This window comes from Wenzhouxiangella sp. YN1 (assembly GCF_056324145.1).
Window position 1 is genome coordinate 134,908 of sequence record NZ_JBJNIO010000147.1, and the last position, 18,403, is coordinate 153,310.

The 18,403-nt window shown below is 63.5% G+C and carries 21 protein-coding genes; 15 read left to right on the plus strand and 6 right to left on the minus strand.

Annotated features, from left to right (window positions below):
- The first annotated feature begins 8 nt into the window (after window positions 1-8).
- From ACEWQZ_RS07895 to ACEWQZ_RS07950, 12 genes are all read left to right on the plus strand, one after another.
- Entirely contained in the window at window positions 9-899 is an 891-nt protein-coding gene (locus tag ACEWQZ_RS07895; RefSeq protein ID WP_476482536.1) for a ParB/RepB/Spo0J family partition protein, read from the plus strand.
- Window positions 900-1,057: 158 nt separating this feature from the next.
- On the plus strand, window positions 1,058-1,693 hold the full coding sequence (locus tag ACEWQZ_RS07900) for a NirD/YgiW/YdeI family stress tolerance protein (protein WP_476482537.1): 636 nt from the start codon (window positions 1,058-1,060) through the stop codon (window positions 1,691-1,693).
- A gap of 246 nt (window positions 1,694-1,939) precedes the next feature.
- Window positions 1,940-2,317: an ATP synthase subunit I gene (locus tag ACEWQZ_RS07905; protein ID WP_476482538.1), complete on the plus strand. Its 378-nt coding sequence runs from the start codon at window positions 1,940-1,942 to the stop codon at window positions 2,315-2,317.
- 28 nt (window positions 2,318-2,345) lie between these two features.
- A complete protein-coding gene (gene atpB, locus ACEWQZ_RS07910; protein WP_476482539.1) occupies window positions 2,346-3,134 on the plus strand; it encodes a F0F1 ATP synthase subunit A in 789 nt (262 codons plus the stop codon).
- A 52-nt stretch (window positions 3,135-3,186) separates the two neighbouring features.
- Window positions 3,187-3,462, plus strand: coding sequence for a F0F1 ATP synthase subunit C (atpE, locus tag ACEWQZ_RS07915; RefSeq protein WP_476482540.1), 276 nt, complete (start codon window positions 3,187-3,189; stop codon window positions 3,460-3,462).
- Between the two features lie 54 nt (window positions 3,463-3,516).
- A complete protein-coding gene (locus ACEWQZ_RS07920; RefSeq protein ID WP_476482541.1) occupies window positions 3,517-3,990 on the plus strand; it encodes a F0F1 ATP synthase subunit B in 474 nt (157 codons plus the stop codon).
- A 3-nt stretch (window positions 3,991-3,993) separates the two neighbouring features.
- Window positions 3,994-4,530: a F0F1 ATP synthase subunit delta gene (locus tag ACEWQZ_RS07925; RefSeq protein ID WP_476482542.1), complete on the plus strand. Its 537-nt coding sequence runs from the start codon at window positions 3,994-3,996 to the stop codon at window positions 4,528-4,530.
- Between the two features lie 66 nt (window positions 4,531-4,596).
- Window positions 4,597-6,144, plus strand: coding sequence for a F0F1 ATP synthase subunit alpha (atpA, locus tag ACEWQZ_RS07930; protein ID WP_476482543.1), 1,548 nt, complete (start codon window positions 4,597-4,599; stop codon window positions 6,142-6,144).
- Window positions 6,145-6,270: 126 nt separating this feature from the next.
- Entirely contained in the window at window positions 6,271-7,134 is an 864-nt protein-coding gene (gene atpG / locus ACEWQZ_RS07935; protein ID WP_476482544.1) for a F0F1 ATP synthase subunit gamma, read from the plus strand.
- Window positions 7,135-7,214: 80 nt separating this feature from the next.
- A complete protein-coding gene (gene atpD, locus ACEWQZ_RS07940) occupies window positions 7,215-8,606 on the plus strand; it encodes a F0F1 ATP synthase subunit beta (RefSeq protein WP_476482545.1) in 1,392 nt (463 codons plus the stop codon).
- Between the two features lie 76 nt (window positions 8,607-8,682).
- A complete protein-coding gene (locus tag ACEWQZ_RS07945; RefSeq protein WP_476482546.1) occupies window positions 8,683-9,108 on the plus strand; it encodes a F0F1 ATP synthase subunit epsilon in 426 nt (141 codons plus the stop codon).
- Between the two features lie 46 nt (window positions 9,109-9,154).
- Complete coding sequence (locus ACEWQZ_RS07950) at window positions 9,155-9,355, plus strand: YdcH family protein (protein WP_476482709.1); 201 nt, start codon at window positions 9,155-9,157, stop codon at window positions 9,353-9,355.
- Between the two features lie 40 nt (window positions 9,356-9,395).
- On the opposite strand, the gene ACEWQZ_RS07955 is transcribed toward ACEWQZ_RS07950, so the two are convergent.
- A complete protein-coding gene (locus ACEWQZ_RS07955; RefSeq protein WP_476482547.1) occupies window positions 9,396-10,508 on the minus strand; it encodes a hypothetical protein in 1,113 nt (370 codons plus the stop codon).
- A 243-nt stretch (window positions 10,509-10,751) separates the two neighbouring features.
- Here ACEWQZ_RS07955 and ACEWQZ_RS07960 point away from each other — a divergent pair, with 243 nt between their 5' ends.
- Entirely contained in the window at window positions 10,752-12,044 is a 1,293-nt protein-coding gene (locus tag ACEWQZ_RS07960) for a citrate synthase (protein ID WP_476482548.1), read from the plus strand.
- A gap of 207 nt (window positions 12,045-12,251) precedes the next feature.
- On the opposite strand, the gene ACEWQZ_RS07965 is transcribed toward ACEWQZ_RS07960, so the two are convergent.
- A complete protein-coding gene (locus ACEWQZ_RS07965) occupies window positions 12,252-13,073 on the minus strand; it encodes an SDR family oxidoreductase (RefSeq protein WP_476482549.1) in 822 nt (273 codons plus the stop codon).
- Window positions 13,074-13,159: 86 nt separating this feature from the next.
- Between ACEWQZ_RS07965 and ACEWQZ_RS07970 the strand changes: the two genes are divergently transcribed.
- On the plus strand, window positions 13,160-15,148 hold the full coding sequence (locus tag ACEWQZ_RS07970; protein ID WP_476482550.1) for a VTT domain-containing protein: 1,989 nt from the start codon (window positions 13,160-13,162) through the stop codon (window positions 15,146-15,148).
- An 8-nt stretch (window positions 15,149-15,156) separates the two neighbouring features.
- On the opposite strand, the gene ACEWQZ_RS07975 is transcribed toward ACEWQZ_RS07970, so the two are convergent.
- The 3 genes from ACEWQZ_RS07975 to ACEWQZ_RS07985 are packed head-to-tail and all read right to left on the minus strand — an operon-like array spanning window position 15,157 to window position 17,593.
- Window positions 15,157-15,744, minus strand: coding sequence for an LON peptidase substrate-binding domain-containing protein (locus tag ACEWQZ_RS07975; RefSeq protein ID WP_476482551.1), 588 nt, complete (start codon window positions 15,742-15,744; stop codon window positions 15,157-15,159).
- Entirely contained in the window at window positions 15,741-17,099 is a 1,359-nt protein-coding gene (gene mpl, locus ACEWQZ_RS07980; protein WP_476482552.1) for a UDP-N-acetylmuramate:L-alanyl-gamma-D-glutamyl-meso-diaminopimelate ligase, read from the minus strand. The genes ACEWQZ_RS07975 and mpl overlap by 4 nt, the downstream gene beginning before the upstream one ends.
- A complete protein-coding gene (locus ACEWQZ_RS07985) occupies window positions 17,096-17,593 on the minus strand; it encodes a hypothetical protein (protein WP_476482553.1) in 498 nt (165 codons plus the stop codon). Before ACEWQZ_RS07985 ends, mpl begins: the two co-directional genes overlap by 4 nt.
- On the opposite strand from ACEWQZ_RS07985, the gene ACEWQZ_RS07990 reads away from it, so the two are divergent.
- Window positions 17,592-17,855, plus strand: coding sequence for a sulfurtransferase TusA family protein (locus ACEWQZ_RS07990; RefSeq protein ID WP_476482554.1), 264 nt, complete (start codon window positions 17,592-17,594; stop codon window positions 17,853-17,855). The genes ACEWQZ_RS07985 and ACEWQZ_RS07990 overlap by 2 nt on opposite strands.
- Here the strand turns inward: ACEWQZ_RS07990 and ACEWQZ_RS07995 are convergent.
- A complete protein-coding gene (locus ACEWQZ_RS07995) occupies window positions 17,824-18,384 on the minus strand; it encodes an adenylate kinase (protein WP_476482555.1) in 561 nt (186 codons plus the stop codon). The genes ACEWQZ_RS07990 and ACEWQZ_RS07995 overlap by 32 nt on opposite strands.
- Between the last annotated feature and the right edge of the window lie 19 nt (window positions 18,385-18,403).

The following is an 18,403-nucleotide window of genomic DNA, read 5'->3' on the forward strand; positions in this document are numbered from 1 at the left end:
ACACGCTGATGGCCGCTTCACGCAAGAAAAAACCCCTGGGCCGCAACCTCGACGCCCTGCTCGGCAAGACCCGTGCGGCGGCCGAGCAGGCCAGCCCCGACGGCGAGCTGACCGGCTTGAAAGAGCTGCCGCTCGACGTCATCGAGCCCGGCCGCTATCAGCCCCGATCGGCGATGGATCCCGATCGGCTGCAGGAGCTCTCCGACTCCATCCGGGAGCAGGGCCTGGTGCAGCCGGTGGTGGTTCGCCCCCTGGCGAGGCCCGGCCGCTACGAGCTGATCGCCGGCGAGCGCCGCTGGCGCGCCTGTCAGATGGCGGGCATGGAAACCATTCCGGCGCTGGTGCGCGAGATCGCCGACGAGGCCACCCTGGCGCTGGCGCTGATCGAAAACATCCAGCGCGAGGATCTCAACCCGCTTGAAGAGGCCGTCGCGCTCAGGCGCCTGATCGAGGAGTTCGGCCTGACTCACGAGCAAGCCGCCAAAAGCGTGGGCCGTTCGCGCACTTCGGTGACCAACCTGCTCCGGCTCATGGAGCTGGCACCGGAAGTGCGCGAGCTGGTCGATCGCAGGCAGCTTGACATGGGCCATGCGCGCGCGCTGCTGGCCCTGGAGCGTCCCGATCAGATCCGTGCCGCCGGCGAGGTGATCGACAAGCACCTGTCGGTGCGCCAGACCGAGGCTTTGGTGCGCCGCCTGCGCGACGGCGGCACCGGGTCGAAGAAATCGAAGCCCGAGCGCAAGTCCGCCGACATCGAACGCCTCGAGCAGGAACTGACCGAAACCCTGTGCGCCCCGGTCAGCCTGCGCCACTCGGCCTCCGGCAAGGGCCAGCTCACCATCCGCTACACCAGCCTCGACGAACTCGACGGCTTGCTGGAGCGGTTCAGGCGAAATTGACCCGGCATCAATGCGACCTGCTTTGATGTCGGGTTAATGGCTCGAGCTGCCGTTCATCGAGCGATCAATACCGCTCAGAACCGGGTGTGATATGCACTGAAACTATTCGCGACCGTCCTTGCCCCAGCGAATGAACGCATAGAGACAAGGAGTTGGTCATGAAATATCACAAGACTATTCTTGCAAGCTCGATTGCCGCGATCCTGATGTCGGCCTCCGTAGTTGCCGAGCAACCCGAAGCGATGGCCGATGACAGCTGGATCAGCCTGACCGGCGAAGTCGAGTCGGTACAATCCGATCGCTTCATGCTCGACTACGGTGAAGGCGAGATCACCGTCGAAATGGACGACTGGGACAGTTACGGCGATGCCTGGCCGCTGGCCGAAGGCGATGAAGTCACCGTCTACGGCGAAGTCGACGACGGCCTCTACCAGGACAGCCGTATTGAGGCCAGCAGCGTTCATGTTGAAGGTCTGGACACGTTCTTCTATGCCAGTAGCGCGGACGAGGAAGAGCTCGGCGACTGGGTGCTCGACACCTCGGCGGAGTTCGGTGACCTGACCTACATTGGCCATGTTGAAAGTGTCTCGCCTGCGGCCGAGTCGTTCACTATCGATACCGGTGCCCAGGAGCTGACGGTGTACACCGTCCAGATGGCATACGATCCGTTGGATGACGACGGTTTTCAGCAGCTGGAGCCGGGTGATCTGGTAAGCGTCGAAGGGCAAGTCGATGCCGATCTTTTCGGCAACGGCGATCTTTACGCCGACAGCATCATCACGCTGTCGAGCTGACGCCGGCGGCCGGAGTTTCGTCGGACCCTCAGAGACAGGCGGGGCCTTCGGGCCCCGTTTTTGGGGTATTTCTACTTTGGGTTGACAGTGGGCGGTAATCGGCTTGCCGCTCGGTTTCAGAGCCTGCTATAATTGCGGAGATTTGTGGCCACCGATGATGCTCAAGCGTCGACGGTGGCATTTTTGTCGACCGTGGCGGGTATCGCGGCGTCGGCATGAACGCAGGATGTTGCAGGGGCCAAGCAGGTGCAGGAGAGGTTCGCTCACACCGTGGTCTGGCTGCTTCGCCTGCAGGCGGCACTCAGCGTGCTGGTTGCGCTTGTCTATGGCGCGTTCGCCGGCGGCTCGCAAGGGCTGGCCGTGCTGGCTGGCGGCGGTGGTGGCGCGGTGCTGACGGCTGTCAGTGCGCTGCGCGCCGGCGCGGTTGCGGGCGATGCCGAGCCGTCGCAGGTGATGCTGGCCTTCTACCGCGCCATGGCGCTGAAGCTGGCCCTGGCGGTGGTGTTGTTTGTCATCGTCGCCAAGTGGTTCGCCGGTTTTTTTCTGCCGGTGCTGACAGGGTACGTGGCCACGGTGCTGGCCTATTGGTTTGCGCTGTTGCGCCTCGGGCGCGCGGCTTCGTGAATGAATTGAGAGCAAGGACGATCCGATCGTGAGTTTCGCAGTCGCAGCAGCCGGTTCTTCCCCGACAGAATATGTCTCGCATCACCTTGTGCACCTGACGGTGGGCGAAGGTTTATGGTCGCTTCACATCGACACCATCGTGTTTTCCCTCCTGACCGGCGGCGTGATGCTGCTGATCATGTGGCTGGGTGCCCGACGTGCCACCTCCGGTGTGCCCGGCAAGCTGCAGAATTTCGTCGAGGTGCTGGTCGACTTCATCGACAACTCGGTCAAGGAAAGCTTTCACGGCCCGCGCGAGTTCGTCGCCCCGCTGGCGCTGACGGTCTTTTTCTGGGTGTTTTTGTGGAACGTGCTGGATCTGATCCCGGTGGACTACCCCGGGCTGCTGGCCTACAAGCTTTTCGGCATCGAATACCTGCGCGCCGTGCCGTCGGCCGACGTCAACGCACCGTTTGCGCTGTCGCTGTCGGTGCTGGTCTTGATTCTGGTCTACAGCGTCAAGGGCAAGGGCTTCGGCGGCTTCGGTCGGGAGCTTCTGTTTCAGCCCTTCGGCAAGAACCCGCTTCTGTGGCCCGCCAATCTGTTGCTCAATATTGTCGAGACGCTGGCCAAGCCGGTTTCACTGGCGCTGCGACTGTTCGGCAACCTCTACGCTGCCGAGCTGATCTTCATCCTGATTGCCATGCTGCCGTGGTATGTCCAGTTCCTGCCCGGCGGCGCCTGGGCGGTGTTCCACATTCTGGTGGTGCCGCTGCAGGCCTTTATCTTCATGACGCTCACGATCGTGTATCTGTCGCTGGCGTATGAAGAGCACTGATTCGCTCAACCCTTAAACCAAGCTCAAGTAGCAAACCACCAGGAGAGAAAAAGTGGAAGTAGTGGAATTGATCGCACAAGTCCAGGCCAACACCGCCATTGCCGTGGGTCTGATCTTCGCCTTTGCCGCGCTCGGCACCGGCATCGGTTTCGGCCTGCTCGGCGGCAAGTTTCTCGAAGGCGCCAGCCGCCAGCCGGAACTGGCCAACATGCTTCAGGTCCGTATGTTCATCATTGCCGGCCTGCTCGACGCCCTGTCGATCATCGGTGTGGCCTTTGCTGCTCTGCTGCTGTTCGCCAACCCGCTGCTGGCAGCCCTCGGCAGCTGATCGACGAACGTGTTCGTCTACCTGAATCCAACCGTGAACTAGCAGGGAAATGCTATGGATATCTCGCCACTGACCCTGATCGGTGAGGCAACGACCTTCCTGGTGCTGGTGTGGGTGATGATGAAATTCATCTGGCCGCACGTGATCCGGGCGATGGAAGAGCGTCGCCGCAAGATCGCCGAGGGTCTGGCCCACTCCGAAGAGGCCGAGCAGGCGCTGGAAAAGGCCAACTCCGAAGCCGAGGACATCATTCGCGAAGCCCGTCGCAAGGCTGGCGAAATCATCGAGCAGGCAAGCCAGCGCGGCAACCAGGTTGTCGAGCAGGCCAAGGAGGAGGCCATCAGCGAACGCGATCGCCAGGTGCAGATGGCCGAAGCGGAAATCCGCCAGGCTACCAACCAGGCCCGCGAAGCACTGCGTGAACGCGTCGCCGAGCTTGCCATTACCGGGGCGGCTCGGGTGATCGAGTCCGAGATCGACGACAAGCGCCATCACGAAATGCTCGACAAGCTGGCCGCGGAGCTCTAGGCCATGCTCAATCGGACCACGCTTGCCCGACCTTACGCACGTGCCGCCTTCGAGGCGGCGCGCAATGCTGAAACGTTGCCGCGCTGGAGCGAGGCGCTCGAGCTGGCAGCCGAAATTGCCGCCACCGAAGAATTGCACTATCTCTCCGGAGATCCGCGCGTGGGTGGCGATCGGCTGCTTGAGCTGTTTGCCGATATTGGCGGCAAGCGCTTCGACGAGCAGTTCATCAACTTCATGAAGATGGTGATCACCAACGGGCGCCTGGAGCTTCTGCCGGAGATGGCTGCTCAGTACGAGCAGTATCGCCGTGAGGCCGAACAGCGCATCCGGGTGGAGGTGTACTCCGCCAGGCCGATGGATGACCAGGAAACCGCTGCGCTGGCCGAGCGCCTGAAAGCGCGCTTCGAGTGCGAGGTCGACGTGCATGTCGAAGTCGACGAGTCGCTGATCGGCGGCGCCGTGATCCGCGCCGGCGACAAGGTGATCGACGGCAGCGTACGCGGGCGCCTCGAGCAGCTGGGCCGGCGAATCAACGCTTAAGTGAATCGGTCGCGACAGGTACTGGGTCGGCGACCGCAATGAATCGAATGTTCAAGGATTGCAAAAATGCAGCAGACCCTCAACCCGACTGAAATTTCCGAACTGATCCGCAAGCGCGTCGAGCAGTTCGAAATCTCTTCTGAAGCGCGCACCGAAGGCACGGTGGTGAGCGTCTCCGACGGCATCTGTCGTCTCCACGGCCTGGCCGATGCCATGCAGGGGGAGATGATTGAATTCCCCGGCGACACCTACGGCCTGGCGCTCAACCTCGAGCGCGATTCCGTCGGTGCGGTGGTCATGGGCGATTACACCCACATCAAGGAAGGCGACACCGTGCGCTGCACGGGCCGCATTCTGGAGGTGCCGGTGGGTGACGCGCTGCTGGGTCGGGTGGTCGACTCGCTGGGCAGCCCGATCGACGGCAACGGCCCCATCGAGGCGGAAACCACCGAGCCGATCGAGAAGATCGCGCCGGGTGTGATTACCCGCCAGGGCGTCGACCAGCCGGTACAGACCGGCCTGAAGTCGATCGACGCCATGGTGCCGGTCGGCCGCGGTCAGCGCGAGCTGATCATCGGCGACCGTCAGACCGGCAAGACCGCGGTGGCGATCGACGCGATCATCAACCAGAAGGGCACCGGTATCAAGTGCATTTACGTGGCGGTGGGTCAGAAGAGCTCGTCGGTCGCCTCGGTGGTGCGCAAGCTCGAAGAGCACGGTGCGATGGAGCACACGATTGTCGTGGCCGCCAACGCCTCCGAGTCGGCGGCGCTGCAGTACATTGCGCCTTACGCCGGCTGCGCCATGGGCGAATACTTCCGTGACCGCGGCGAAGACGCGTTGATCGTCTACGACGACTTGACCAAGCAGGCCTGGGCCTACCGCCAGGTGTCGCTGCTGCTGCGTCGCCCGCCGGGCCGTGAAGCCTATCCGGGTGACGTGTTCTACCTGCACTCGCGCCTGCTCGAGCGCGCCTCGCGCGTCAACGCCGAGTTCGTCGAGGAAAAGACCGGCGGCAAGGTCAAGGGCAAGACCGGTTCGCTGACCGCGCTGCCGATCATCGAAACTCAGGCCGGCGACGTGTCCGCGTTTGTTCCTACCAACGTCATTTCCATTACCGACGGCCAGATCTTTCTGGAAACCGACTTGTTCAACGCCGGCATCCGCCCGGCCATCAACGCCGGCCTTTCGGTCTCGCGGGTGGGTGGTGCTGCGCAGACCAAGATCATCAAGAAGCTTGGCGGTGGCGTTCGCCTGGCGCTGGCCCAGTACCGTGAGCTTGCGGCGTTCTCGCAGTTTGCCTCTGACCTTGACGAGGCGACCCGCAAGCAGCTCGAGCGCGGCCAGCGCATTACCGAGCTGATGAAGCAGGCGCAGTACACGCCCTTGTCGGTGGCAGAAATGGCGATCAGCCTGTTTGCCGGCAACGAAGGCTATCTTGACGACATCCCGCTGGAGAAAATCACTGACTTCGAGCTGGCGTTGCGCGACCACATGAACGCTACCCATGAGGATCTGATCAACAGGATCAACGAGTCCGGCGACTGGAATGATGAGCTCCAGAGCGAGATGACCAAGGCTCTGGATGAGTTCAAGAAGACCGGTAGCTGGTAAGCGCGAGCAGTGGCGGGACGCAGCGATGAAACCTGCGGGTCGAGCAGATGAGCGCAGACTCGGCTGATGGGGATGCCCATCACCACAGGCGCAGTTTCATGAAATCAAGCAACATGTGAGAGACGTATGAGCGGATCAAGAGAAATTGTCGGTCAGATCAAGAGCGTCAAGAACACGCGCAAGGTTACCAGCGCGCTGGAGATGGTCTCGGCCAGCAAGATCCGCAAGGCCACTGACCGCATGGAAGCCTCGCGGCCCTATGCCCGGATGATGCGCCAGGTGATCGGCCATCTGGCGCACGCGAACCCGGAGTATCGCCATCCATTCACGGTTGAGCCCGAAGAGGTCAATCGGGTGGCCTATGTGATCATGGCGAGCGATCGCGGCCTGTGTGGCGGGCTGAACAACAACCTGTTTCGCAAGCTCCTGGGAGATTTCCACGAGTGGCAGCAAAAAGGCGTCGAGGTCAGCACCGTGCTGATCGGGCGCAAGGCCTCTCAGTTCTTCCGCAACGTCAAAGTAGATGTGGCCGCCGCCACACAGGACCTGGGAGAACAGCCGCGCCTGGAAGATCTGATCGGACCCATCAAAGTGGTTCTCGACGGCTATCGGGAAGGCGAGATCGATCGCGTGTTCCTGTGCTACAACCATTTCGTCAACACCATGACGCAGGAAATCACGTCCGAACAGCTGTTGCCGCTGCCGCCGACCGAAGAGGAGCCCATGCTGCAGTACTGGGACTACCTCTACGAACCTGATGCCGAGCAGCTGCTCGACGATGTGCTGACCCGCTACGTCGAATCGCTGGTCTATCACGCAGCCCTGGAGAACGTCGCCAGCGAGCAGGCGGCGCGGATGGTGGCGATGAAGAGTGCATCCGACAACGCCAGCAACCTGATAGACGACCTGCAGCTGGCCTATAACAAGGCCCGCCAGGCTGCCATCACCCAGGAAATCTCGGAGATTGTCAGCGGCGCTGCCGCGGTCTGACCGGCCGCTGTCGCCTGCAACGAATTGAAAACCCGGCGGGGCCCGAAAGGTCCCGACCCAACAAACACTGAGGTCGAAGCATGAGTTCCGGAAAGATTGTTCAGATTATCGGCGCCGTCGTGGACGTGGAATTTCCGCGCGGTGAAGTCCCCAAGGTCTACGATGCGCTGACCGTCGACGACAGCGACATCATGCTGGAAGTCCAGCAGCAGCTCGGCGATGGCGTGGTGCGTACCATTGCGCTGGGTTCCACCGACGGCCTGATGCGTCACCGGCCGGTGACCAGCACCGGCGCACCCATCAGCGTGCCGGTCGGTACCAAGACCCTGGGCCGGATCATGGACGTTATGGGCAACCCGGTGGATGAAGCCGGAGAAATCGGTGAGGAAGAGCGCTGGCCGATTCACCGCCCTGCCCCGAGTTTCGAAGATCAGGCCGCCAGCAGCGAGCTGCTGGAGACCGGCATCAAGGTCATCGACCTGGTCTGTCCGTTTGCCAAGGGCGGCAAGGTCGGCCTGTTCGGCGGCGCCGGCGTGGGCAAGACGGTCAACATGATGGAGCTCATCCGCAACATCGCCATCGAGCACTCCGGTTACTCGGTGTTTGCCGGTGTCGGCGAGCGTACCCGCGAGGGTAACGACTTCTACCACGAGATGAAGGACTCCAACGTTCTCGACAAGGTGGCGCTGGTCTACGGCCAGATGAACGAGCCGCCGGGTAACCGCCTGCGCGTGGCCCTGACCGGCCTGACCATGGCCGAATACTTCCGTGAGGAAGGCCGTGACGTGCTGATGTTCATCGACAACATCTATCGTTACACCCTGGCCGGTACCGAAGTTTCGGCGCTGCTCGGTCGCATGCCGTCGGCTGTGGGTTACCAGCCCACGCTCGCTGAGGAAATGGGCGTGCTTCAAGAGCGCATCACCTCGACCAAGACCGGCTCGATCACTTCGATTCAGGCCGTTTACGTCCCCGCCGACGACCTCACCGACCCGTCGCCGGCCACAACCTTTGCTCACCTCGACGCCACCGTCGTGCTCTCGCGCCAGATCGCCGAGCTGGGCATCTATCCGGCCGTTGACCCGCTCGACTCGACTTCGCGCCAGCTCGACCCGCTGGTGGTCGGCCAGGAGCACTACGACGTGGCCCGTCAGGTGCAGGGCACGCTGCAGCGCTACAAGGAGCTCAAGGACATCATCGCCATTCTCGGCATGGACGAGCTCAGCGAAGAGGACAAGCTGACGGTTGCGCGCGCGCGCAAGGTCGAGCGCTTCTTCTCGCAGCCGTTCTTCGTGGCTGAAGTGTTTACCGGCTCCCCGGGCGTCTACGTTTCGCTGCAGGACACCATTCGCGGCTTCAAGGGCATTTGTGAAGGCGAATACGATCACCTGCCCGAGCAGGCCTTCTACATGGTCGGCACCATCGAAGAGGCCGTGGAGAAGGGCGAGAAGATGGCAGAGAAAGCGGCGTAATGGCGCTCACCGCCTCGGCCCTCGCTTCACGGCCAGGGTCCCGGGCACAATACGCAGCTTCGGAGTAGCTTAAGGAATGGCATCAACAATTCATTGCGATATCGTCAGCGCTGAAGCCGAGATCTTCTCGGGTTCCGCCAGCATGGTCGTGGTCACTGGCGAGGAAGGCGAGCTGGGCATTGCGCCGCGGCATGCGCCGCTGCTCACGCGGCTGAAGCCGGGTCAGGTTCGCGTCATGCTGCCCGAGGGCGGGGAAGAGTTCTATTACATTTCCGGGGGGCTGCTGGAAGTGCAGCCGCACGTGGTCACGGTCCTGTCAGACACGGCCTCGCGGGCTGGCGATCTTGACGAGGCCGCGGCGCTGAAGGCCAAGGAAGACGCCGAGAAAGCACTCTCCGACCGTCAGGCCGGCATGGAAGTGGCCGAGGCCCAGGCCCAGCTGGCCGAAGCGGTTGCGCAGCTTGCCGCCCTGGAGCGCCTGCGCCGTTCGCTCAAGCGTTGAGTGTGGCCCGGTTGCCGGAGCTCTCCTCCCCGAGCGCGGCGCCATGATCGATGACGCCGCCGAACTCACACGCCGACTGCACCAGCTTCGTGAAGAGCACCGCGACCTCGATCAGGCGATCGAGCGCATGGCCGACGATCCCGCCTTCGACCAGCTTCAGCTGCGCCGGCTGAAAAAGCGAAAGCTCCGCCTCCGCGACCAGATTGCCTGGTACGAAAGCCGGCTGATCCCCGATCTCGACGCCTGAGCATGGCCGCAGTCGTGCGGTTGCCGGGCGCTGCGGCCGGTTAGCCCGCTTCGCGCAGCCGAACGACGAACTCGGTCAGATACCAGGTGGTGCCCGACTCGAAGGCGGAGTCGCTCAGGCCATAGACCCAGATTCTCCCGGTCGCGTCGCTGCGGACGGCAAAGGCCTGGCCGGCGGTCGAGACGCGCTTGAGCCGCCACGGTCGATGGTCAGCGCTGCAGTACGATTCATCCGCTCCATTGGCCATATCGCCGGCGCTCAGGGCGCGCTTGCCCGGCTTTGCCTGCTGCCCGAGATCCAGCGCCGGCCGGCGGAAGCCGTCCACCAGGACATGGCCGGGTTTTTCGGTGGCCGCACCCAGGCGCATGTAGACCGATTCGCCCGGCGAGCCGCCGGCCCCGGAACAGTTGTCAGGTACGCTGGTGGCAAACTGCATTTCCAGCTCGAGTTCATAGCGCGTGTCGGGCTCCAGACCGTCAACGGGCCGCATCAGCAGCATCATCAGATCATCGGAGCGGTTGTCGCCGCTGATGCGCATACCCGACAGCTCTTGCCAGGGTTCGGGCAGTGCAGCATATCCCGACGCCAGTTTGTAGAACGTTTCTTCGCCGTCCGGGTAATCAAAAAATGCGGCTTCGAAACCCGGCGATGACTCGCTGGGTTGCCAGCGCCGCTGTTGTTCCCAGCCCGCTGCCTGTGCGCAATGGGCACCGTCAATGCGCGTCAGCCGGCTGAGCGCGATCTTTCCGGACTGATAGGCCGGATCGATCGGTTCATAGGAAAGCGTCGCGCTTTCGCAGCTGCCGAGCTGGAAGGTCACCTGGCCCCAGGTTGTACCCTTCACGCTGGAGCTGTTGAAGTCCGGAGGAAACGCCGTGCCGGAGAAACGGCTCAGTTCGGCGTGCAGCGTGTCGCCCTCGATCTCGCCGGTGCCGAACAGCCACAATGGCTCACCGGCCTGATCGAAGGTGTACCAGGCCAATAGCCCACGACTGAGGTCGAGGACTTCTAGCTGCAGCCCGTGACCCGGTTGCTCGGCGTTGTACCAGTTGCCGCTGGTATCACCATTGATCACCGCCGCCGACACGGGCGCAGCGAACGTCAATGACCCCAGCACGGCCGCCGATACGAGGATGGATCGAAGACTTTTCACCACTCCAGACTCCCGCGACATTTATGTATCCAATAAGCGAGGTTTGTCACGATACCCGTCGGCCCGAGAGCGGTCAATACGCAAATCGTTGCCGATGAGGTGCCAGTTGTCAGCCACGTTATGGAAGCCGGTTTGGCAATATGCGATACTACTCTGCTCCGTACGCTGCGGTACTGCGCTGGCGTACGTTGTCCGGGTTTCCCGTCCGCGTTTTCCCGTCCACGTCTACCAAGGAGAGCCCAGGTGTCTGAACGCAAACTCACTCTGACTGACCCCGAATCAGGAAAAACCCTTGACCTGCCGGTGGTTGCCGGTACTGAAGGCGACCCGACGCTCGATATCAGTCGGCTGCATTCCGAGTTGGGCTACTTCACCTATGACCCGGGTTATGGCGCAACCGCCAACTGTCAGAGCGATATCACCTATATCGACGGGGACGCCGGCATCCTGCGCTACCGGGGCTACCCGATCGAGCAGCTTGCCGAGCATTCGAGCTTCCTGGAGGTGTCCTATCTGCTGCTCTACGGCGAGCTGCCGACCAGCGATCAGTTCGCCACTTTCGAGCGCGACATCACCTATCACACGATGGTCCACGAGAAGCTCAACAGCTTCATTTCGGGCTTCCACTACAACGCCCATCCGATGGCCATTCTCTCCGGCGTGGTGGGCTCGATGGCGGCGTTCTATCACGACAAGCTCGACGCCAGCGATCCGGAGCAGCGAGACCTGGCTGCCAAGCGCCTGATCGCCAAGATGCCAACGATTGCGGCGGCTGCCTATCGCCACTACATGGGCTGGCCCAGCGCCTATCCGCGCAACTCGCTGAACTACTCCGAGCGCTATCTCGACATGATGTTCTCGGTGCCGGCCGAAGATTACGAAGTCAATCCGGTCGCGGCCCGGGCGCTGGATCTGTTGTTCATCCTGCATGCCGACCACGAGCAGAACGCCTCGACCTCGACCGTGCGCCTGGTTGGCTCGACCGGCGCCAACCCTTATGCGTGCACGGCCGCCGGCATTGCGGCGCTCTGGGGGCCCGCCCACGGCGGCGCCAACGAGGCCGTGCTCAATATGCTCAACGAGATCGGTGATGTCAGTCAGGTCGGCAAATATGTCGACAAGGCCAAGGACAGGAGTGACTCGTTCCGTCTGATGGGCTTCGGGCATCGCGTGTACAAGAATTTCGACCCGCGCGCGAAGATCATTCGCAAGGCCGCATACGAAGTGCTCGAAGACCTGGGTCAGTCCGATCCCCTGCTCGATCTGGCCATGGAGCTGGAAAAGATCGCCCTGGAAGACGACTATTTCGTCGAACGCAAACTCTATCCGAACGTCGATTTCTACTCGGGCATCATCTACAAGGCGCTGGGCATTCCCCAGAGCATGTTCACCGCCATGTTCGCGGTCGGCCGCACCGTCGGCTGGGTCAGCCAGTGGCTCGAGCAGTCGGCCACGCCGCACCGCATCGGCCGGCCGCGCCAGGTATATACGGGCGCAGGCGAGAGGGAGTACACACCGATCGAGCGCAGAGGCTGAGGCCGAGGCCGCAAATTCCGGATACGAAGCACCAGATCCGAAGCAAACTACAAGCACGAAATTCGAAGCGGTTGGGTTCCTGCGCGCTGCCATGAGGGCTCGAGCGGAACCGTCTCTGTCATTCAACCATTGGAGTTTCGTGCTGGTTTCGGATCTGGTGCTTCGGGTTTCGATTTTTCCGACCTGTTCATCACCCGGGTTTCAGGGTTACAGAAACAGGTCGGGTAACAGCTCCTTCCCCGGCTGAACCGCGTACTGATCGAGGTCGGTCACGCCCATCTTCTCGAGCACCTCGTCGTCGATGAAGAAGTTGCCGCTGACCTCGCGCGAGCGCTGCGCGAGAACCCAGTGAGCGGCGTCGGCCATGATTTCGGGCTTGCGGCAGTTTTCCGGCTTGACAGCGTCGCCCAGCATGGCCAGGGCGGCGGTGGCGATGACGGTCCGTGGCCACAGCGCGTTGACCGCAATGCCCTGCTCGCGAAACTCCTCGGCCATGCCCAGCACGCACATGCTCATGCCGTACTTGGCCATGGTGTAGGCCACGTGCGGCGCGAACCATTTCGGCTCCATGTTCAAAGGCGGTGACAGGTTCAGGATGTGGGGGTTGTCGGCCTTGACCAGATACGGCAACGCTGCCTGTGAGCAAACGAAGGTGCCGCGGGTGTTGACCTCATGCATGAGGTCGTAGCGCTTCATCGGCACCTCAGGCGTCGGGGCCAGGTAGATTGCCGAGGCGTTGTTGACCAGCGCGTCGATACCGCCGAAGGCTTCGGCGGTTTTCGCCATGGCGTCGGCAACCGCCTGCTCGTCACGGATGTCGACCTTCAGCGCCAGTGCGCGACCGCCGGCGGCCTCGATTTCCTCGGCCGCGGTATGTATGGTGCCGGGCAGTTTGGGGTGGGGCCGGTCCGTCTTGGCGGCAACGGCGACGTTGGCGCCGTCAGCGGCGGCCTTGCGGGCGATGGCCAGGCCGATACCGCGCGACGCGCCGGTAATGAACAGGGTCTTGCCTTTCAATGATGCGGTCATGAGTTTACGGTTCCTCAAATGGGGCTGACAGCCTATCCTAATGGCCCCGACCCGCATTCGCACGCACGCGTTCTGGATCAACCGGCATGGAAGCGACCCTGATCGATCGAGTATTCGAGCTGGTCCAGACCAATAAGGGCTGGCTCATCGGCCTGTCGGCGGTGTTCGCCTACTTCGAGTCTCTGGCGGTCATCGGTCTGCTGTTGCCGGGTGTGCTGCTGCTGTTCATCATCGGGGCGGTGGTCAGCGGCGATATGTCGTTGTTCCTGCTGTGCTGGTTGTCGGCCTTCATCGGTGCGCTCGGTGGCGACTGGACAAGCTACTGGGTGGGGCGACGCCATCGCGCCCGGATCGATGGCTGGCCCCTGCTGCGGCGCCACCCGGAGCTGATGGCGCGCGCCCGGCAGGCGGTGGCGCGGCATGGCGCAAAGGGCGTGTTCGTTGGCCGCCTGCTGGGGCCGACAAGGCCGGTCAGCGCGCTCATCGCCGGCGCCATGAACCTTTCCCCGCGAACCATGTTACTGGCCACCGTTCCCGCCTGCGCGGTGTGGGTGCCGATCTACATGCTGCCGGGGCTGCTGTTTGGCGCATCGCTGGAGCTGGCCGCGGAATTTGCCGGCCGGCTGGTGCTGCTGCTGGTTCTGCTGCTGGTGCTGCTGTGGCTGGTGGTCTGGGCCACGCGCGTGGTCTATACCTACACCGCGCGGCGCAGCGGCTGGTGGCTGCGCAGTCTCATTCGCTGGTCGCTGGAGCATCCGCTGATCGGCCATTGGGTCGCGCCGCTATTCGGTGGCTCCGGTCGGCGCGAGTTGCTGTCGGTCACGTTGCTGGGCCTGTTTCTGATGCTATGCCTGGCCGTGCTGATGGGCGTGTTGGTGGCCGTGCCGTTTGCAGCCGGAACCTTCGACGCCGAACGCCAGCTTGTTTCGGTTGCGGCCAGTCTGCGCAACCACGTGGCCGACCCGGCGATGATCGTTGTGGCGCTGGCCGCTGATCTGCGCGTGGTCACGCTGGTGGTGGGAGGCATGGCGTTGCTGATGCTCGCTCTCGGCCGCGGGAACGCCGCCGCACACTGGCTGGCCGCCGCGGTGGGCGGCTGGTTGTTGGCCGAGCTGCTCAATGCCTGGTTCGGGTTTCTGTTCCAGGCCCCCGGAGCTGCGCCCGGGTATGGTGAGGTCCCGCATCGCGGTCTGACCCTGGCGACCGTGATGTTCGGGTTTTTTGCCGTCATGGTGTCCAAGGACATGCGTGCCTCCCGAAGAAAATGGCCCTACCTGGTCAACTCCGCGTTGTTGGCCCTGGTGTCTTTTGCCAGCTTTTATCTGGGCCTGGTTACCCCGCTGGGGCTGGTGGCGGCGCTGGCGTTGGGGGGTGGCTGGCTGGCCATGGTGGGCATCGGCTATCGCCAGCGGGCGTTGCCTCGTCGGCATCCGGGCATGCTGGCCGTGCTGTTCTACGGACTGTTGATCGCGGTGACGGCTTTCGAGGTTGATGGCGGCTATCAGCGGCTGGCCGCGCAGACGCGCCTGGAGCTGCCGCGCCAGACGCTGGCGCCGGAAGCCTGGCGGGAGGAAGGCTGGCAGCGCCTGCCGACCTTTCGCTCGCGGCTTGGGAGCCGCCGGGGGCAGCGTTTCGACTTTCAATATGCCGGTCCCCGGTCCCGCCTGGTCGCGCAGCTGGACGAGGCCGGATGGCGCCGGCCTGAAAGCCGCTCTCTGCGCTGGTCAGCGCTGCTGAGCCCGCGTTCGGGCGCCGATCAGATGCCGCATTTGCCGCGTGATTTCGCCGGCCGTCCCGAAGACCTGATCATGGTTCGCGACCGTGGCGATGGCCGCCGCGCGGTCGTCCGCTTGTGGGCTTCGGGCGCCGCGCTGGGGAGTGAGGATACACCGGTCTGGCTAGGCCAGGTACGTATCGAGGCCGTGGACGATCTGCTCGGCCTGTTCAATCGCTGGCGTGATACCGGCGAAGGCGAAGCGGCGATCCGGGCCCTCGAGGATTCGTTCGACGGCTTCGAAGCGCGTCTGGTGGGCGATCCGCCGCTGCGTCTGATCAGGGCAGCGCCGGAAAACTGAGTCGGCGCTCAGTCGTGGTCTTCGCCGGCGTCCTGCAGCAGGCTGATCAGGCCTTCCAGCCGGGCAACCGGATCGGTCATTTCAAGCAGGGCCTGGGCGTGCTCTTCTGCAAGCGCAAGGCTGGCGGCCAGAGCGCGCCCCAGGCTGCTGGCATCCTCGATGTCGACCTCGAGGTTATCGGCCAGTTCGCGCTGGCGCAGCAGCTCCTGCATCAGGGTCTGCAGGGCAGCAAAGCGCGGCGGCACGGGAACGGCCGGTTCCGGCGGGAGCCAGTCGACGGCGCCAATCAGCAGGCCGTCGTCGCGAGCATGAGTGTCGCGGATCAGAAAGCGCCGCTGCCCGCGGCAGGTCACGCCCAGCAAGCCGTCGTCGAGCTGGTCGAAATCGATCATCATCGCCTCGGTGCCGATACGCGCATGCGCCGCGCGGCCTTCCTGCTCACCAGGCCAGGCGCAGACCACGCCGAAGCCGGCGCCTGAACGCGCGCAATCGCGCACCATGTCGAGATAGCGCTGTTCGAAGATGCGCAGGCTCAGCGGTGCGCCGGGAAAGAGCACCGTCTTGAGCGGGAACAGGGGCAGCTTTTCGCGGCTCACTCCAGGGCCTCGAAAAATCGCCGCGGTGCGCGCTCGAAGCCGCGGTTGCTCATGAAAATCACGTGATCGCCCGGTCGGGCTTCGGCCAGCAGGTCTTCAATGAGATTGTCGACCCGGCTGCGCGGGCGGCCCTGGCTCCCGGTTCTTTCGATGACCTCGTGCGGATCCCAGTCCATGCCGTCGGAGCTGCGCAGCCAGATGAAATCGGCAGCGGTCAGGGACGATGGCAGGTCGGTAACGTGAAACCCGGCGCGCATGGTGCTGCTTGCCGGTTCGAGAGCGACCAGAATGCGCGCGTTCCCGACCGCGCGGCGCAGGCCCTCGAGGGTCAGCCGGATGGCCGTGGGATGGTGGGCAAAATCATCGTAGACATGAATGCCGCCGCGCTCGCCGAGCAGCTCCAGACGGCGCTTGACGCCGCGAAACTCGGCCAGCGCTGCCAGCGAAGTCGATGGTTCGACCCCGGTCGCTTCCGCGGCGGTAATGGCGGCCAGCGCATTGAGCGCATTGTGGCGTCCGGTCAGTGACCACTCGAGCGAGCCGATCAGCTGGTCGTTCCGGTGGAGCGACAGCCGGCGCCCAGCGGGGTCGTCGAGCTTGATCTGCCACTCTCCGGATGGCTTGTCGTGCAGCCCGAATCCGGCCACGGGCGTCCAGCAGCCGCGATCGAGCACTGCCTGCAGGTTGTTGTCATCCGCGTGCACGACCAGTTTGCCGTTACCCGGAATGGTGCGCACCAGATGATGGAACTGGGTCTGAATCGCCGCCAGGTCGGGGTAGATATCGGCGTGATCGAATTCCAGGTTGTTGAGCACCGCGATGCGCGGGCGGTAATGCACGAACTTGGCGCGCTTGTCGAAAAAGGCGGTGTCGTATTCGTCGGCCTCGACCACGAACAGATCCTCACCGGTTCGTGCAGAAAGCTCGAAGTTGACCGGAATGCCGCCGATCAGGAATCCGGGATTGCGTCCGGCGTATTCGAGAATCCAGGCCAGCATGCTGGCGGTGGTCGTCTTGCCGTGGGTGCCGGCGACCGCCAGTACCGTGTGGTGACGCAGATAGGTCTCGCCCAGCCAGCGCGGCCCGGAGGCGAAAGGGATGTCGTTGTTTAGTACGTACTCAACGGCAGGGTTGCCTCGGCTGAGCGCGTTGCCGATGATGACCAGATCGACATCGTCGGGGATGTCGCCCGGGTCGTAGCCTTCGCGCAGCTCGATTCCGAGCGCTTCGAGCTGAGTACTCATGGGCGGGTAGACGTTCTGGTCCGAGCCGCTGACCTGGTGGCCATCGGAGCGCGCCAGGGCGGCCAGTCCGCCCATGAACGTGCCACAAATGCCGAGAATATGAATTTTCACAATGGACCTGCTATCGAAGTGATGACGTACATCGAGACGGCAAACAGTATGACCGCCACGGCGAGGCCGGCGGCAAACGAGGTATCCAGCGCGTGGCGCCAGATATGACCGTCGACTGAAAATGACCAGAAAAAAAGCACCAGGCTGACGATGGTGGCCAGCGCGCCGGGTGCGTCGCCGCTTACGGTCGAAAGTGGCAGCGACAGCAGTGACAGCAGTGCGCTGGTGCCGAACAGAGCGCTGACGGTCTGCGCCCAGCGCGCCGGGCGTCCGCGCAGGCCGAGGACAATGCGCGCCAGAACCAGCGGCAGAACGGCGGCCAGCGCAAGAACGGCGACCGGATTTTCTGCCTGGCCAGTCAATGAGAGCGAGATTCCGGTGACGATGATGTAGAGCGCCATGGTCAGCGTTACCGGCCGCCTGCCCGCGGGCAGGTGTTGCGGGCCGCTGCTGAGGATCAGGATACCGACCAGACGGGAGAGGAGTTCAGACATGAGCAATCATGATTCTCGCCTTGAGGTGGTCGGCTGTCGAGGCCCGGTGTGCCCGGCACCGATCTGGCGAGTGCGCCAGGCGCTGCAGCATCTTGCTGCCGGTACCGAGGTGCAAGTGGGGGCCACGGAGCCGCCAGACGAGCTCGATCCTGCCGTATTCTTTCAGCGCAACGGCCACGAGCTGTTGCATGCCCAGACGCGAGAGCAGGTGTGGTACGCCAGGCTTCGCGTCAGGTCAGCGCCTCGGTCAGGCGCTGATTGATTTCCTCGACTCCGCCGATACCGTCGACTCGGGTCAGCAGGCCCTGGCGGGCGTAGTGCTCCGACAGGGGCGCCGTCTTTTCGCGATAGACTGCCAGGCGGTTGCGGATGACGTCCTCGGTATCGTCTGCGCGTCCTTCTTCCCGGGCCCGTCCAGCCAGCCGTTCAACGATCTGTTCTTCGTCCACGACCAGCTCCAGTGCCCGGTCGATCGGCTGCTCCAGGCGAGCAAGCAGTCCGTCCAGCGCTTTGGCCTGGGCGAGATTGCGGGGGTAGCCGTCGAGAATGAAGCCGGGCTCGGCCTCTGGTTGGGCCAGCTTTTCCTCTATCAGGCCCAGTACCAGCTCATCGGACACCAGCTCGCCGGCATCCATGGCCGCCCTGGCCTGCTTGCCGAGCTCCGAGCCTTCGGCTACCGCGGCCCGCAGCAGCTCGCCGGTGGAAATATGCGGCACACCCAGCTTCTCCTTGAGGAGGGTGGCCTGAGTGCCCTTGCCTGAGCCGGGTGGGCCAAGTAGTACGATACGCATGGTCGTTCACGGGCGCGCT

Bases quoted from the DNA above. Each gene is read 5' to 3' on its own strand.
- ACEWQZ_RS07970 (WP_476482550.1), top strand. From the start codon at position 13,160: ATGGAAGCGACCCTGATCGATCGAGTATTCGAGCTGGTCCAGACCAAT.
- ACEWQZ_RS07920 (WP_476482541.1), top strand. From the start codon at position 3,517: ATGGATATCTCGCCACTGACCCTGATCGGTGAGGCAACGACCTTCCTG.
- ACEWQZ_RS07900 (WP_476482537.1), top strand. From the start codon at position 1,058: ATGAAATATCACAAGACTATTCTTGCAAGCTCGATTGCCGCGATCCTG.
- ACEWQZ_RS07925 (WP_476482542.1), top strand. From the start codon at position 3,994: ATGCTCAATCGGACCACGCTTGCCCGACCTTACGCACGTGCCGCCTTC.
- ACEWQZ_RS07990 (WP_476482554.1), top strand. From the start codon at position 17,592: ATGAGCAATCATGATTCTCGCCTTGAGGTGGTCGGCTGTCGAGGCCCG.
- atpD (WP_476482545.1), top strand. From the start codon at position 7,215: ATGAGTTCCGGAAAGATTGTTCAGATTATCGGCGCCGTCGTGGACGTG.
- atpA (WP_476482543.1), top strand. From the start codon at position 4,597: ATGCAGCAGACCCTCAACCCGACTGAAATTTCCGAACTGATCCGCAAG.
- ACEWQZ_RS07985 (WP_476482553.1), bottom strand. From the start codon at position 17,593: ATGTCTGAACTCCTCTCCCGTCTGGTCGGTATCCTGATCCTCAGCAGC.
- ACEWQZ_RS07965 (WP_476482549.1), bottom strand. From the start codon at position 13,073: ATGACCGCATCATTGAAAGGCAAGACCCTGTTCATTACCGGCGCGTCG.
- ACEWQZ_RS07895 (WP_476482536.1), top strand. From the start codon at position 9: ATGGCCGCTTCACGCAAGAAAAAACCCCTGGGCCGCAACCTCGACGCC.
- ACEWQZ_RS07995 (WP_476482555.1), bottom strand. From the start codon at position 18,384: ATGCGTATCGTACTACTTGGCCCACCCGGCTCAGGCAAGGGCACTCAG.
- ACEWQZ_RS07945 (WP_476482546.1), top strand. From the start codon at position 8,683: ATGGCATCAACAATTCATTGCGATATCGTCAGCGCTGAAGCCGAGATC.
- atpG (WP_476482544.1), top strand. From the start codon at position 6,271: ATGAGCGGATCAAGAGAAATTGTCGGTCAGATCAAGAGCGTCAAGAAC.